Annotated in this window: 14 protein-coding genes; 4 read left to right on the forward strand and 10 right to left on the reverse strand. The window is 70.8% G+C overall.

The features are described 5' to 3' along the window. Nucleotides 1-69: 69 nt before the first annotated feature. From J4573_RS19240 to J4573_RS19250, 3 genes are all read right to left on the reverse strand, one after another. Nucleotides 70-1,422, reverse strand: coding sequence for an SPFH domain-containing protein (locus J4573_RS19240; protein ID WP_208257116.1), 1,353 nt, complete (start codon nt 1,420-1,422; stop codon nt 70-72). Nucleotides 1,423-1,593: 171 nt separating this feature from the next. Then, the gene (locus J4573_RS19245) at nt 1,594-1,794 is read right to left on the reverse strand and encodes an NfeD C-terminal domain-containing protein (protein WP_208257117.1); all 201 of its coding nucleotides are present in this window, start codon (nt 1,792-1,794) and stop codon (nt 1,594-1,596) included. A gap of 85 nt (nt 1,795-1,879) precedes the next feature. Then, a complete protein-coding gene (locus tag J4573_RS19250) occupies nt 1,880-2,578 on the reverse strand; it encodes a hypothetical protein (protein WP_208257118.1) in 699 nt (232 codons plus the stop codon). Nucleotides 2,579-2,677: 99 nt separating this feature from the next. Between J4573_RS19250 and J4573_RS19255 the strand changes: the two genes are divergently transcribed. After that, nucleotides 2,678-2,818: a hypothetical protein gene (locus J4573_RS19255; protein WP_208257119.1), complete on the forward strand. Its 141-nt coding sequence runs from the start codon at nt 2,678-2,680 to the stop codon at nt 2,816-2,818. A 57-nt stretch (nt 2,819-2,875) separates the two neighbouring features. Continuing rightward, nucleotides 2,876-3,409 (forward strand): hypothetical protein, encoded by a 534-nt coding sequence (locus J4573_RS19260; RefSeq protein WP_208257120.1) that lies wholly within the window; start codon nt 2,876-2,878, stop codon nt 3,407-3,409. A 19-nt stretch (nt 3,410-3,428) separates the two neighbouring features. Here J4573_RS19260 and J4573_RS19265 read toward each other — a convergent pair whose 3' ends face one another. Next, complete coding sequence (locus J4573_RS19265; RefSeq protein WP_307796728.1) at nt 3,429-4,109, reverse strand: lysophospholipid acyltransferase family protein; 681 nt, start codon at nt 4,107-4,109, stop codon at nt 3,429-3,431. A gap of 351 nt (nt 4,110-4,460) precedes the next feature. Between J4573_RS19265 and J4573_RS19270 the strand changes: the two genes are divergently transcribed. Next, nucleotides 4,461-6,023, forward strand: a complete 1,563-nt coding sequence (locus J4573_RS19270) for an alpha/beta hydrolase family protein (protein ID WP_208257121.1) — start codon at nt 4,461-4,463, stop codon at nt 6,021-6,023. A gap of 109 nt (nt 6,024-6,132) precedes the next feature. Here the strand turns inward: J4573_RS19270 and phoA are convergent, their stop codons facing one another. Beyond that, a complete protein-coding gene (gene phoA, locus J4573_RS19275) occupies nt 6,133-7,482 on the reverse strand; it encodes an alkaline phosphatase (RefSeq protein WP_243773223.1) in 1,350 nt (449 codons plus the stop codon). 325 nt (nt 7,483-7,807) lie between these two features. Here phoA and J4573_RS19280 point away from each other — a divergent pair, with 325 nt between their 5' ends. Next, on the forward strand, nt 7,808-8,173 hold the full coding sequence (locus J4573_RS19280; protein WP_208257123.1) for an STAS domain-containing protein: 366 nt from the start codon (nt 7,808-7,810) through the stop codon (nt 8,171-8,173). 76 nt (nt 8,174-8,249) lie between these two features. On the opposite strand, the gene J4573_RS19285 is transcribed toward J4573_RS19280, so the two are convergent. The 5 genes from J4573_RS19285 to J4573_RS19305 are packed head-to-tail and all read right to left on the reverse strand — an operon-like array spanning nt 8,250 to nt 14,167. Continuing rightward, nucleotides 8,250-9,125, reverse strand: a complete 876-nt coding sequence (locus J4573_RS19285) for a glutamate ABC transporter substrate-binding protein (RefSeq protein ID WP_208257124.1) — start codon at nt 9,123-9,125, stop codon at nt 8,250-8,252. 20 nt (nt 9,126-9,145) lie between these two features. After that, nucleotides 9,146-10,648: a GlnX family signal transduction membrane protein gene (locus tag J4573_RS19290; protein ID WP_243773224.1), complete on the reverse strand. Its 1,503-nt coding sequence runs from the start codon at nt 10,646-10,648 to the stop codon at nt 9,146-9,148. Continuing rightward, nucleotides 10,645-11,619 carry an FHA domain-containing protein gene (locus J4573_RS19295; protein ID WP_243773225.1) on the reverse strand — a complete coding sequence of 325 codons (975 nt, stop codon included), beginning with the start codon at nt 11,617-11,619 and terminating at the stop codon, nt 10,645-10,647. The genes J4573_RS19290 and J4573_RS19295 overlap by 4 nt, the downstream gene beginning before the upstream one ends. Nucleotides 11,620-11,624: 5 nt before the next feature. Continuing rightward, nucleotides 11,625-12,986 (reverse strand): VWA domain-containing protein, encoded by a 1,362-nt coding sequence (locus J4573_RS19300; protein ID WP_208257125.1) that lies wholly within the window; start codon nt 12,984-12,986, stop codon nt 11,625-11,627. After that, nucleotides 12,983-14,167 carry a PP2C family protein-serine/threonine phosphatase gene (locus tag J4573_RS19305; RefSeq protein WP_243773226.1) on the reverse strand — a complete coding sequence of 395 codons (1,185 nt, stop codon included), beginning with the start codon at nt 14,165-14,167 and terminating at the stop codon, nt 12,983-12,985. The genes J4573_RS19300 and J4573_RS19305 overlap by 4 nt, the downstream gene beginning before the upstream one ends. Nucleotides 14,168-14,169 lie beyond the last annotated feature (2 nt).

A 14,169-nucleotide genomic window follows, 5' to 3' on the forward strand; every position in this document is an offset into this window, starting at 1 on the left:
CCCCGATAAGGCCACACCCGCCTGTCCGCCGGGCGAGCCGCGGCGGACAGGCGGGTGTTGGGTCAGGCCTTACTCGGAGGCCTCGGGGGCCGGCGGGGCCGGGGCCTCGACGGCGGGGGCGGGGGCAGGGGCGTGGCCGTTGGCCGTGTTGCCCGTGCCGTTCATGTTGCTGAGGAGGTTGCGCGCCAGGCCGAGCCCGGTGCCACCGAGCGTGAGGGCCTTGGCCAGCATCTCCTCCATGCCCTGGGCGCCGTTCAGCACGACCATGTTGTCGACGTTGCCGAACACGCCGGCGCCCGCCTCGACGATCTGCGGCCAGTTCTCGGCGAGCTGCTGGGCGATGACCGCCTCCTGGTTCTCGGCCAGGGCGGCGGCGCGCGCCTTGATCGCCTCGGCCTCGGCCAGACCCTTCTGGCGGATCGCGTCGGCGTTGGCCTCACCGATCAGGCGGGTCGCCTCGGCCTCGCGGGAGGCCCTCAGCTGAACCTCCTGCGCGGCGGCCTGGGCGTAGGCGATGCGCTCCTCGCGCTCGGCCTCGGCCAGCTTCACCTGCTCGTACGCGCGGGCGTCGGCGGGCTTGCGGATCTCGCTCTCCAGGCGCTTCTCGGTGCGCTCGGCCTCCAGCTCGGCGTTGCGGGTCTCCTTGAGGATGACCTCCTGCCGGGCCTGCGCGGCGGCCTGGTCGACGTGACCCTTGTACTCGGCCTGCTTGATCTGGGTGTCGCGCATGACCGCCGCGTTCTGCCGCGCGGCCTCCTGCTCGGCGACGGTGGCCTCCTGGTTGCGGGCGGCCTCGGCGATGCGCGCCTTGGCGGCGACCGCGGCGGCGTCCGGGCGGCCGAGCGCCTCGATGTAGCCGCTCTCGTCCTCGATCTCCTGGATCTGCAGCGAGTCCACGACGAGGCCGAGCTTGCTCATCTCGGTGGCCGAGGAGGTGCGGACCTGGTTGGTGAGTTCCTCACGGTTGTGGATCAGGTCCTCGATGGTGAGGTGACCGATGATCGATCGCAGATGACCGGCGAACAGCTGGTGGGTCTTGTCGTCCATCAGCTTCTGCTGGTCCAGGAAGCGCCGGGCGGCGTTGGCGATCGACACGAAGTCGTCGCCGACCTTGTAGATGGCGACGCCGCGCACATGCACCTTGATGCCCTGACGGGTGACGCAGGCGACCTCGAGGTCGGAAGCGCGCGTGTCGAGGGAGAGCCGCCGGCAGGTCTGGAAGCCCGGGAGCACCGAGACGCCCTTCCCCGTGACGATCTTGAAGCCGAGGCTCTCGGCGGTGTCCCGATTGTGCGCCTTGGCGCCCAGTCCGGAAATGATGAGGGCTTCGTTCGGCTCCGCGACCCGCCAGATCAACTTGAAGATGATGACCAGAACGATCACTGCGACGACGCCGCCCACCGCCAGCGCGATAATTGGCACCGCTCCTCCTTGGGGAGTGTCTTTGGTCCGGCGGCCGTATGGTCACCGGCATCCAATAGACGCAAAGCAGGCGCGTGCGGTTCGCACCGGGATCACCCTCGTTTCACGAGGGATTCGGGAAGGTCGGCCGAGCGCGTGAGCGCGACGTCAGGCGAGGGCTCGGGGGTGACGTCAGGCGAGGGCGTGCGCGACGTACACGGTGCGCGGCGGATGGTACTCGACGACCACGACGATGGCGCCGACCGGGATCTCCTCGCGCGGGTCGACCGGGTGGGCGTAGAACGCCTCCGCGCCGCCCCGGATCGCGATCATCACCTCGCCGACGAGTCCCGGTCCGATCTTGCCGGTGACCCGGCCCTCCTTGCCGATCAAGGGCTCTCCCGCTCGCTCAGGCGCGTGCGCGCGCACGCGTAGTCCGAACGGTATCCCGTCGTGGGCGCCGGTGGGGCCGGGGTGATCAGGGCAGGATCTTCTCGGCCTGGTCGTAGGCCTGGCGGGCCAGCTGCTCGGCCTCGTCGCGGGTCGCGTTCGGGCCGTACAGCGCGAGCGTGGCCAGGTAGCGCTGCCCGCGCAGGACCACATACCAGGCCTTGGTGTGCGAACTCCCGGCCACGGTCGTGACGCCGACGGTGCGCGAGCCCTGGCCGATGGTGCCCGGCGGCGCCTCGACGATCTCGTGCTCGGACCACTGCGCGCCGACTCTCGTACGGAACGTGCTGCAGCCGACCGGCACCTGCGTCTTCACCTGGCGTTCGGCGGCGTCGCCGGACAGCGACACCAGCGTCTCGGTCGCGGTCTGGCCGCTGCCGCGGGAGAACGTGGTGGTGGCCGCGGGCAGGCTCTTGTCCTGCAACCCGCCCGCGCGGGCCGCCGACGCGCAGCGCGGCTTGTCCAGCTTGACCTGCTGCTGCAGCTGGGCCGTGCTCTGGATCGGCTTCAGCGCGCCGTACTCGCCCGAGTCGGGCTCCCCCGCCTGCTGGTAGCCGGGAAGATCGTTCAGCAGCGCCTGTTCGAGCTGGTCGGAGGTGTAGCCGGTGCCGGCCGCCACCCCGCCGGTCGCCCGCACCGGTCGCGTGCGCTCGCCGCCCCCGCCGCACGCGGCGGCCGTGGCCGCCGCCGTGATGAGGACCGCGATCGGAAGGAGCCTGTGCGCCATGTCGGCTGACCCTAAGCGCACGCGGCGCGGGCGGCCGCGGATGACACGCGCTTCGGACAAGCCGACCGTAAGACGACACACCGCGATCATGCGGTGATCATGACTGAGGTCGCGGCAGTGGCCGCGGTCGTGGTCGCGGTCGCGGTCGTGGTCGCGGCAGTGGCCGCGGTCGTGGTTGTGGTTGTGGTTGTGGTTGTGGTTGTGGCCGTGGTTGTGATCATGTCGCGCGGGGCTGGGTAGATCTCCTGGGACGCCCGGTGCACACGGGGCGCCGCATGAATCGGGGGATTCAGGAAGATGTTCCGCAAACTCGTCGTGCTGCCCATGCTCCTGGTGGCGCTGGTCTTCGCCGGGGCCGCGGCCTGCGGCGACAAGGAGAAGAACGCGGTCTCGGCCGGGGGCTCGGCCACGCCGAACGCGACCACCTCGGACGGCTGCCCGGCCTCGGCCACCAAGAAGTTCGCCAAGACCCGCTTCGCCGCCGACGCCGCCATCGCCTTCGGCGCGTTCCACCGCTACATCTGGAAGCCGTACAAGGACCAGGCCTTCAAGACCGGCGACTCGATCAACAAGGGCGCCGTGGTGAAGGCGGGCGTCGCCGCGGCGGTCGCGGTGAACCGGCTGAACTCGGCGCGCAAGCTCGTCACCGCCGACCCGACCCTGTGCAAGGCGCTCAAGCAGCCCGTCGACAAGCTGAGCGCCTCACTGTCGGGCCTGGTCGGCAAGCTGAAGTCGGGCGACTTCAACCCGGGCGAGATCGACTCGGTCAAGTCGGCCATCGACTCGGTCAAATCGGAGGCGGCGGGCAAGGCCGGCACCACGATCAAGTGAGTGGAGATGCCGGTCAGGGTCAGGGGGCCTCGGAGGAGTTGGCGCGCTCGTTGTAGACGCCGGTGTACTCCTGGCCGGACAGCTTCTGGATCATCTGGACGATCTCGTCGGTGATGGCACGCCTGGCCTTGGCCGGCGGCAGGTCCTTGTAGTGCGAGAAGTCCATCGGCTCGCCGATCCGCACGGTCGGGCGCGGGCCGAAGACGCGCGGCCGGGAGGAGCCGATCGGCTGGATCTTCTCGGTGCCGGCCAGGCCGACCGGCAGCACGCGCGCGCCCGAGGCCAGCACGAGCCAGCCGGCGCCGGTCCGGCCGCGGTAGAGGCGGCCGTCGGGCGAACGGGTGCCCTCGGGGTAGATCGCGAACGCGCCGCTGTTGTCGAGGATGTCGACGGCCTGCTCCAGGGCGCCCATCGCGGCCCGCTGGGCGCCGCGCTTCACCGGCACGTGGCCGAGGTTGGTGAGGAACCAGCGGACGAACCGGCCCTTGAAGCCCTTGCCGGCGAAGTAGTCGGCCTTGGCGATGTAGGTGACCGGCCGCGGGACTGCCAGCGGGATGATGAAGCTGTCGATGAACGACAGGTGGTTGCTGGCCACGATGATCGGACCGTAGTCCGGGACGTTCTCGCCGCCCTCGACCCTCGGCCGGAAGACCAGCCAGAGGATCGGACGGACCACGCGGGTCATGAACGTGTAGAACACCCAGCCTCCTGAATTCGGCACCGATACTGTAACGCCAGCTTCGATCGGTGACGGTTCCAGATCGGCCGGTTTCTGTGGCCGCGGACCGCACTAATGGCTTCCCCGCAGGTCAGCAGGTCGTTCTGAGATATTTCCCACCACAACGACCCATCGTGAATTGCCGCCCAACATTGGATCACGCGTCCAATCCAGCCCGCCATTTCCTACCCATTAGTAAGTTTCTGGGCCGTAGGTTTCCGGAGCGTAGGTTTTCCGGCCGCGGGGTCGTGACGCGGCTCACACCTCAGCCGTATCCTGGGTCCCGCTGGATGCCCGGTCCAATAAGCGTTCCGCCCACCCCCGGAGGCGACGATGGCCCCTCGACGGCACCCGCGCCGCACGATCACGCTCACCGCCACGGCCGCGCTGCTCCTCGGCACGAGCGTCGCCGCTGCGTCATCGGCGTCGGCATCGGCCGCGGTTGCATCGGCGGCGGCATCGGCGGTATCGGCGGCATCGGCCGGAGGCGGGCCCGCGCCCGGGACGCCCGCGTACAAGGAACGCGACGCCCGCAACCAGCAGGACGCGTGGGGCCGGATCTTCGGGCCCGGCGGCCAGCTGCGCAGTCCGGCCTACCTGGCCGCGCTCGCCACGCAGGTCGGCCCGAAGGCGATCGCCGACTGGGCGGACCAGGCGCGGCGGCTCAACCGGCCCAGCGTGACGCTCGGCATGCTCTTCCCACCGGCCAACATCGGCAACCCGCTCCGCGAGGGCTGGTCGGGGCGGCGCGGCCAGGCCGTCCCCGTCTCCTACACCAACCGCTACGGCGCGCTCATCAAGGGCACCGTGTACGCCCCGTTTCCCGGGGCCCGCGACCCGTACACCGGCAAGAAGCTAAAAGGGCCGTTCCCAGGCGTCGTCATCACCACCGGGTCGGTTCAGGGCACCGAGCGGATGTACACCTGGCTGGCCCAGGATCTGGCCGAACGCGGCTACATCGTCCTCACCTATGACGTGCAAGGCCAGGGGCGCAGCGAGACCCTTCCCCACCAAGGGCCGGTCGCGGACCTCCCGTTCTGCGACCCGACTGCCAAGCCGTTGCCGGGCGAGCAAGGCGGTTGCCCGGGAGTGATTTCACAGCAGGGCGCGAACTTCCTCTATGGCACGCAGGACGCGTTGAGCTTCTTCCAGTCGAGCCCTTCCCATCGATGGCGCAACCCTGCCGCCGGGTCGGCCAAGGTCAACGCGTTCAACCCGTTCTGGAAGCTCTACGACCGCAGCCCCGACCGGCGAACGGTGACTCCTGGACGCACGAGCCGCATCGCCATCATCGGTCACTCTTACGGCGCGGCCGCGGTGAGTTACCTGCAGGGCGTTGACCCGCGCGTGCAGACCGTCGTCGCACTCGACAAGCTCTCCAACCGCACGGACCCGGCTTGGCCCGCCCCGCGTCCCGTGGTGCCCGCGCTGGGTCTGCAAGCCGACTACGGCTTCGTGCCCACGGCGTACGACTCGTGCCAGGGCTGCTCCCCGGACAAGGCGCCCGACCCCTATCGCGAGCGCAAGTCCGGCTACGACACGTGGACGGCTTCGGGGGTGGACAGCATGGTCGTCGTGCCCCGGGCGGCAACGCACCTGGACTACACCGACGTTCCCCTGGTGCTGCCCGCGTCCCGCTACGGGCAGGCGCTCGCCAGCGCGTACGCCCAGGCATGGCTTGCCAAGTACCTCAAGCACGACCCGGCCGCGGACAAGGCCCTGCTCGCCCCCTCGCTCCGCTACCTGGAGCCGGTCGCCATCGGGAAGTGGGCGCCGGTGACGTTGAAGCGGCAGGACAGCCTGTCGTTCTACTACTGCTCGGCCTACCGCTTCCGTACGTCCGCAGGGACTCTCGCCGCGAATCCCGACATCACCAAGGTCGGCTGCGCGCGCTGAGCGCCTAAGAAACGTTCACTAAGCAACGTTCAACGGAAACGGGCGAGCCCGGGCGCGGGGTGCTGCAGCACCCGCTCGCGCCCGGGCTCATCCCATGAGGGCCTGAAGATCAGCGGCGAACGCCGAGGGCCCGGGTGATCGTGCTGAACAGGTCGGTCTGGTCGGTGACGCCCGTGACGTTCGCGGCCTGCGGGCCACGCGCCGCGATGCGCACCTCGGTACCGGTGTGCTCCTGCGACTCACCGGCCGGCATGGTCGCGTAGTTCATCTTCATCTGCGCGCCGTCGGCGGTGATCAGCGTGGCGGTCTGGCCGGGGCTCTTGGCCTCCAGCGGGATGATCTGGCTGGTGTGACCGTGGTCGGCCGTGGTCACCACGAGGGTGTCGGGGTTGCGGCGGGCGAAGTCCAGCGCGGCCTTCACGGCCTTGTCGAACTCGACCGTCTCGCCGATCTGGCCGCACGGGTCGGCGGCGTGGTCGCGCTTGTCGATCGAGGCGCCCTCGATCTGCAGGAAGAAGCCCTTCTTGCCGTGCCGGGACTGGCCGTCCAGCACGTTGATCGCCTTGGTGGCCATCTGCGACAGGTGCGGGCCGCTGAACTGCTGGTTCGGCGTGCACTTGGAGGGGTCGGTGCCGCCGGTCCTGGCGAGCGGGCCGGTCCACTCCTGCGGCATGTTGACGTCGGCGAACAGGCCGAGCAGCTTGCCGTTGCGCGACGGCTTGGCGGCGGCGAGCCCGGCGGCGTCGGTGACGACGTTGTAGCCGGAGTTCTTGGCCTGGTCGATGACGGTCTTGCCCTTGTACTTGCCGGCCTTGACGGTCTGGTCCCAGCGGGCCTTGCCGCCGCCCAGGTACAGGTCGGCGCCCGTCTGGACCTGCTGCTCGACGATCGAGCCGGCGCCGCCGTTCTCCTTGGCGTTGGCCGGGCAGGACTTCATGTCCGCCGGGCCCTGGCAGGAACGGTCGACCACGTGCGAGGCCAGGACGGCCGGGGTGGCGTCGGACAGCTCGGCCGTGGTGACGTCACCGGTACGGAACCCTGCCGACTTGGCCAGCTCCAGGATGGTCTTCTTCGGCTTGCCGTCCGGGGTCACCGAGATCGCGCCGTTGTAGCTCTTGTGGCCGGTCGCCCAGCCGGTGCCGCTCGCCGCCGAGTCGGTCACGTACTCGGGCAGCTTCGGGTTCGCCTTCTGCAGGGCGTACGTGGTGTACGCGCCGGTCAGCGGGAACCGGTCCATGTTCAGGCGGCCGGCGGCGCCGACCGAGTAGTTGCGGGCGGCGGTGATCTCCGAGTCGCCCATCCCGTCACCGATCAGCAGGATGACGTTGCGCGCCTTCCCGCCCTTGACGGCGGCCCGGACGTCCTTGGTCCGGTCGCCGTTCGACGCGCCCGCGAGCCCGGCGCCCAGCGCGCCCACCGCGACCCCCGACGCGAGCACGACCGCGGCGGTACGCCGCATCCTTCCAGCCGAAGACACCGGCTGACCTCCCCATTTATCGGTTCTCTCTGAGCAGGGACAGAGAAGCGAGCGAAGGTGATCGTTTGACCGGTGACGGATGTCCAGGACGTGAACGCTGTCCCAATCCGTGACTCTTGGTGCCCAGTGGGCGTCCGGAAGCCCATAAGTGGGTTGAACGCCGCATCTGCGGGTTATGGGCCCGGTATGCCACCGGACCACCTGGACCTTTTCCCTGGAAGCGCTTGGAATGCGAGCACGGGTGCGCAATCCTGAGGGTCACCGGGCAGGGTCGCGGGCGCTCTCCACCAGGGACGTGAGGTTGCCCATGGACTTCGAAATACACCTGATGCACCACGACCGCTGCACCCTCGTACGGGTGCAGGGCGAGATCGACGTCGTCTCCAGACCGCAGTTCGAGAAGGCGATGTTCGACGTCATCGACACCGGCTCGCCCATGGTCGTGGACATGCGCGAGGTCACGTTCTGTGACTCGACCGGCCTGAACGCCATCGTGGCGGCCAACCGCCGCGCGACCGAACGCGGCACCATCATCGCCCTGATCGCGCTCCCCGAACGCGTGCAGCGGGTGTTCCGCATCACCGGCATCGACAAGTTCGTTCCGGTCTTCGACACCCTCCGCGACGCCGTCGCCGCGCTGCCGTCCGGCGCGGGCTCCCAGCCCGGCTCCTAACGAGCCTCAGCATCAGCGCTCCCCGACGTCAGCGCTCCCCGACGTCGGCACTCCCTGGCGTCGGCACTCCCTGGCGTCAGGTGCAGCCCTCGAACTGCGGGACGCTGTTGACGAGCTTCAGCCCCGACTTGCCGAACCACTTGTTGAGGAACCGCCCCGCCGAGCCGTCCTGATACATCTGCGTGAGCGCGCGGTTGACCGCCTCGCATCCGGCGAGATCGCCCTTCTTCAGACCGACGCCGTACTTCTCGTCGGTGAACGGGGCGTTGACGATCTTCACCTTGCCGGGCGGCTGGGTCACCGCGAAGCCGGCCAGGATGAGGTCGTCGGTGGAGACCGCGTCGAGCTGGCCCGCGAGCAGCTTGGGCACGCACTCGCCGTACGTCGGGCTCGGCACCGCGGTGGCGGCGATCTTGCGCTCCTCCTGCACCCGCTTGAACGAGTTCGAGCCGGTCACCGCGCACAGCCGCTTGCCCTTGAGGTTGCGCACGTTGGTGATCGACTGGTCGCCGGCGCGGACCAGCGTGTCCTGGTGCGCGACGTAGTAGGGCCCGGCGAAGGTGACCTTGGTCTTGCGGGACGGCGTGATGGAGTACGTCGCGAAGATCAGGTCGACGTCGCCGTCGGCGAGCGCCTTCTCCCGGATCGACGACGGGGTGGTGCGGAAGGTGATCCGCTTGGCGGGCACGCCGAGCTTGCCCGCCACGTACCTGGCGACGTCGACGTCGAACCCCTGGTAGGTCCCGTCCTTCAGCTTCAGGCCGAGGCTCGGCTGGTCGGCCTTGACCCCGATGACCAGCGAGCGCTTGTGCAGGATCGTGTCGTTGCCGTCGTCGCCGATGCTCCCGCAGGCGACCAGGCCCGCCGAGGCGATCAGCAGCGCCGCGGCGACCGCGGTCCGCCGAACGGCGGCGACCCGCAGGGGGCGGCGGAGGGTGGCTGGCTGGCGCATGGCTCTGTGGTCTCCTCCGGTCATCGGAACTCGGCCAGCCTCGGCCGTGCCCCGGCAAGGATCAGCACCGCGATCACCACGGCGCCCGCCACCGGGATCACCGTCCAGCCGCTCAGCCCGCCGTCGGCGTCCTTGATGGCGCGGTCGAAGGCGCCCTGGTGCGCCTCGTTCAGCCGCATCAGCGCGGTGTCGTAGTCGTCGAAGTCCTTGATGGCGCCGGTGTCGCGGCCCATCCGCAGTTTGAGCGCCTCGTCGGGCTTGCCGCCGGTCGCCAGCGCGCGCATCCGCCGGTCGTCGTCGATGACCTTCCGGTACGCGCCCAGCGTGCTGACCAGCGCGCTCATCTCCACGCCCGGCCGCACCCGGTCGGCCTCCTCACCGAAGAACCCCAGGAACACGCCCCTGTCCCGGGCCGGGTCGTAAGTGCTCAGGACCGCGGGCAGCCGCGCGTAGTAGGTCTCCAGGTTCGCGGGCTGTGTCTTCGGGTCGATGAAGAGCACCGACTGCGACTTGTCGAGGTAGGTCTGCTCGTAGGTGTCGGCGCGGCTCGGATCCAGCAGGTAGCGGGCCTCGTCGGCGAACGCGCTGTGGCTGATCGCGCGGGCCCGCGACAGCGCGAGGATCGAGTCGAACCCGTCCTCCTTGGCCTTCTTGATGTGCGAGCCCTGCGCCGACAGCATCCCTATCCCGACGGCGACGAGGATGAACGTCACCGCGGTCGCCAGCGCGAGCGCCGGGTTGACCAGGCGGCGGAACGTGGCGGCGAGGTAGAGCTGCGTCAGGATCAGCACGGCCAGCAGCAGCCCGCCCGTGATCGCCAGCCACAGGCGGCCCGAGTTGACGTCCGAGCGCTTGCTCTCGTACGACTGCCGGACGGTCGCGCCGCTGTCCAGCGTCAGGTTGTACGCCTTGGGGAGCAGTTCGAGGCGCATCAGCTCCGACGCCTGGTTGTAGGTGTCGACGACCTGCTTGGGCACCTGACCGGCGGCGTGGTTGGACTGCTTGTCGAGCAGCATCGCCTCGCCGACCAGCCGCTCGTAACGGCCCAGCCCGTCGATGACCTCGCGCACGGTCGCCTGCATGTTGGAGTCGTCGCCCGCGAGCTGCGCCGCCTGCACGGCCGCCTGGCCCGCCTCCGCGCGGCGCTGCTCGTAGCGCCGCAGCGACTCGTCATAGCCGATGCCCAGGTCGTGCTGGCGCCCGATCAGCAGCACGTTCGCGACCTGCGCGTCCATGTTGGAGAGCGAGAAGAACAGCGACCCGGTCGCCACGACCTGCGGGCCCGCGTCGTGCCCGATCGTCTTGACGCCGTCCCGCGCGTTCCCGATCGCCACGCTGAGCACCACCAGCATGACGATCAGCACGGCCAGCGCCGCCGCGACGGCCGCGCGGATCCGGCCCGGGATGGTCTTCAGCCACCGCGCCCGCAGGAACGTCCGCAGCCGCCCCTGCCTTCGGTCCGCGTTCGCCGCCGGGGGCGGTGCGGTCTCCGGCAGCGGCGGGCCGACCTCGGTCGTGGTCATCGGGTGCCCTCCCCGTGGAGCGTGATGGTGGTCCAGGCGCCGACGTGGATGCGGTCCCCGTCGCCCACCGGAACCGGCACGTTGGCGTCGAGCGGAGTCGTCCCACCGTTCAGCGTGGTGCCGTTCGTCGATCCCGGGTCGACCAGCAGCCACGACCCGTCCGGCTGCGCGAGCAGCAGCGCGTGCTCGTGCGAGACCCCCGGGTCCCCGGGCGCCACCCCGAGGTCGATCTCGGGGAACAGCGCCCGCGTCATGCTGCGCCGCCCGATCCGGATGCGGTCCCCGATCAGCGGGACGCGCCGTTCCGGGCAGTACGGCGGGAACGCCAGCCCGTCCGCGTCCGGCCCTTCCATCTCCATCACCGACGCGTAGTAGTCGCGATCGGCGACGATCGTCACCGACCAGCCACTGATCCGCCGCGCCGGGCTTGGCGGCGCCGCCGGCGTCTGAGCCGCCGACGGCCCGGAGGCCGGGGCCTGCGCCGGGGTCTCCTCGGGCACGTCAGTGCGCGCCTGGACGGGCGCCGCCGGTGACGCCGGTGGTGCCGGTGACGGCTCGGAGGGCGTCGGCGCAGAAGGCGGAGGCGCAGGAGGCGTGGGCACAGGAGGCGGAGGCACAGGCGCAGGGGGCGGAGGCGCCGCGGTGGGTGGAGGGGGCGGAGGCGGTGGTGGGGACGCCTGCTGCATGGATTGCTGGTCGAGGTACGCGGTCTGGACGGGGCTGCCTTCAGGGGCGGCGACCCGGGGCATGGAACCGGCCTCGAAGTCGTAGCCGTCGTCCTCGCAGAAGCGGCCGTTGCGCGGCATGCCGCAGTACGGGCAGGTCTCGACGGGACCCGCCGACTCCTTGACCGACGCGCTGCCGTTCTCCTGCAACGAGAAGCGGGCGGGCGCCGCGCCCGTCATGAGATCGCCGCACACGTCGCAGTAGTCCGTGGCGGCCGAGGTGTGCCCGCGTGGGCAGGTCGGCATCGCGTTCACCCTCCAGCCGGATGCTCGCCGGTCCCGCCCTGGCGGGTACGGACGGTGCGTACCGAACGCGTGTCGAGCGACATCTCGTCGGCCTTGGACACGTTCGACTTCAGCCGTACGGTCCCGGACTCCTCGTCGACGACGTCCACCACGCGGTCCAGCAGGCCGGAGATCTGGTCGTTCCCCACCTTCTTGGCCAGCGCGACGGCGCGGCCGAGGCGGGCGGTCGCGGTCTCCTCGTCGCCACTGCGGCGCGCCTCCAGGCCCTCCTGGATCGCGTCGGCGAGCTCGGACTGCCCGGTGTGGTGCGCGACGCGGCCGTTGATGCGGGTGGACTTGGCCTCGTCGTCGGTCCACTCCGCCAGCACGTTCCCCGAGGCGAGGACCTGCTCGGCCGGGTCGGAGCCGGAGCCGGGGACGACGAGCTTCACCCACGCGGCGCGCATCTGCCGGCCGACGTCGCCGGGGTCGACGTCGATGCGCAGGTGGTACTCGCGGTCCTCGGTGCCCCACGCGCCGATCGGGTAGTCGCCGGTCTGCGGGCCGGACGCGATCCGCTTGGCGGACAGGTCCTCGACGGTCGGGATCATCTGCTTCACGAACATCAGCCGCGCGTGCTGCGGCGTCCACACGCGCAGCATGACGTCGGCGACCTCCTTGCCCATGGCCGTCTTGGTCATCTCGAGGAAGTCGCGCTCCAGGTCCTTGGGGTCGGGAACGTCGAGGAACGTCCCCAGCAGCGCCGAGGCGATCTTGCGGAGCTCGGCGACCTCCCAGTCGGTTCCGACGCCGCGCGCGTCGCAGACGAAGCTGCCCGCGCACTTGGCGAGCGCCGAGTCGAGCTCCTCGTCGCTCTCGTGCTGGTTCTTGCCGTCGGTCAGCAGGATGGCGTGCCGTACGGCGTCGCGGTGCGCGTCGAACAGCCGGTCGGCGAGGCGCAGCCACGACCCGATCGCGGTGCCGCCCGCCGCGTCCAGCCGTGCCACCGCCTGCTGCGCGTCGTGGCGGGTGCGGTCGCTCACCTGCACCAGCCGCTCGCCCATCGGGTAGATCATGCGCGGCTGGTTCGCGCCGGCGACGACCGCGAAGTGCACCCCGTCGCGCAGCACGTTCAGCGCCGCCTTGGCCGCCCGCTTGGCCGCCGCCATCTTCCCGGAGTACGACATCGACCCGGAGGTGTCGATGATGATGATCTCCGCCGCCTCCGCCGCCCCGGATCCGGGCATGCCCGGTGAGGCTCCGGCCGTCCCGGTCGCGCCTGTCGCGCCGGTCGCCTCGACGGTGACGACCGCGTGCATCTCCCTGCCGCCCGCGGGCAGGTAGGGGTTCTGGTCGACTTTGATGGTGAACTCGGGAAGGTCGCTCATCTGCGGTTCTCCCTGGAGTGTTCGGCCGTTGCGTTCGCCTGCGATGAGTCCGTCGGGGGGAACGGGATCAGCGCCACCGTGACGTTGTCGTGCCCGCCGCCGTCGAGGGCCGCCTGGACCAGGCGGCGCGCGGCGCCGAGCGGATCACCCTCGCCGCTCGCCGCGGCGGTGAGGGCGGGCGGGTCGGGCAGGTAGTTCCAGAGGCCGTCGCTGCAGGCCAGGACGAGCCCCGGGCCGGCGGGCACGAACGTCCGCACGTGCGCCTCGACATGCCCCGCGTCGGCGCCGAGCCAGCCGGTCAGCAGGTGGGCGCGCGGGTCGGCCAGCGCCTCGTCCGTGCTCAGCTCCCCCCGCGCGATCTTCTGGACGGCCCACGAGTCGTCCTCGGTCAGCAGCGCCGACGACCCGTTCGCGAGCCAGTAGGCGCGGCTGTCGCCCACCCACCCGACGGTGACGGTGTCGGCGTCGACGACCAGCGAGACGTACGTGCAGGCGGGGGAGTTGTGGTCGGCGCCGCCCAGTCCGGCCACCGCGCGTGCGGCACGGCCGGCCGCGGAACGGGTGGCGCTGTCGGCGGGCGCGCCCGCGGTCAACCTGCGGGCCAGGAACGACACCCCGGTCTCGGCCGCGAGCTGCGCGGCCTCCTCCGATCCGGGCGCGGTGGCCACGCCGTCGCAGACGACCGCGCAGACGACGCGTCCGGGAAGGCTCACCAGCGCGAGGGCGTCCTCGTTGCGGCTGCGCCGCAGTCCGCGGTCGCTGATCCCGGCGGCCGGGACCCGGTTCCGCTCCCCCTCCAGCGCGATCTCGATGTGCTCACGCCCGTTCGGCTGCCGCATGCCGCACTGCTCGCAGTAGCCGTCCGGGCTGACCGCCGCCGCGCCGCAGTCGGTGCAGGCGGGCGCGGCGGCCTTGAACGCGGCGCCTGCGACGACGAGGTCGCTGGGCCGTCCGCATTCCTCGCAGAAGCGGTCGCGCGCCTGGACGAGCTCGCCGCAGTCCGGGCAGATCGTGGCGCCGTTCCCGCTCACCATGCGAGAGGCGCCTGCGGTGGATGCGGCGTCCGCGGCGCCCGCCGGACGGAACTCGCCGATCGCGCGCCAGTCATCGTCCGGGCGCCGTGCCTCGCCTGCGCCCGGACGCGGATCGCCTTCTCTGTAGTGGCCGCCGCCCCTGTCCATGA

The organism is Actinomadura barringtoniae, from assembly GCF_017573505.1.
In the GTDB taxonomy this organism is placed as follows: domain Bacteria; phylum Actinomycetota; class Actinomycetes; order Streptosporangiales; family Streptosporangiaceae; genus Spirillospora; species Spirillospora barringtoniae.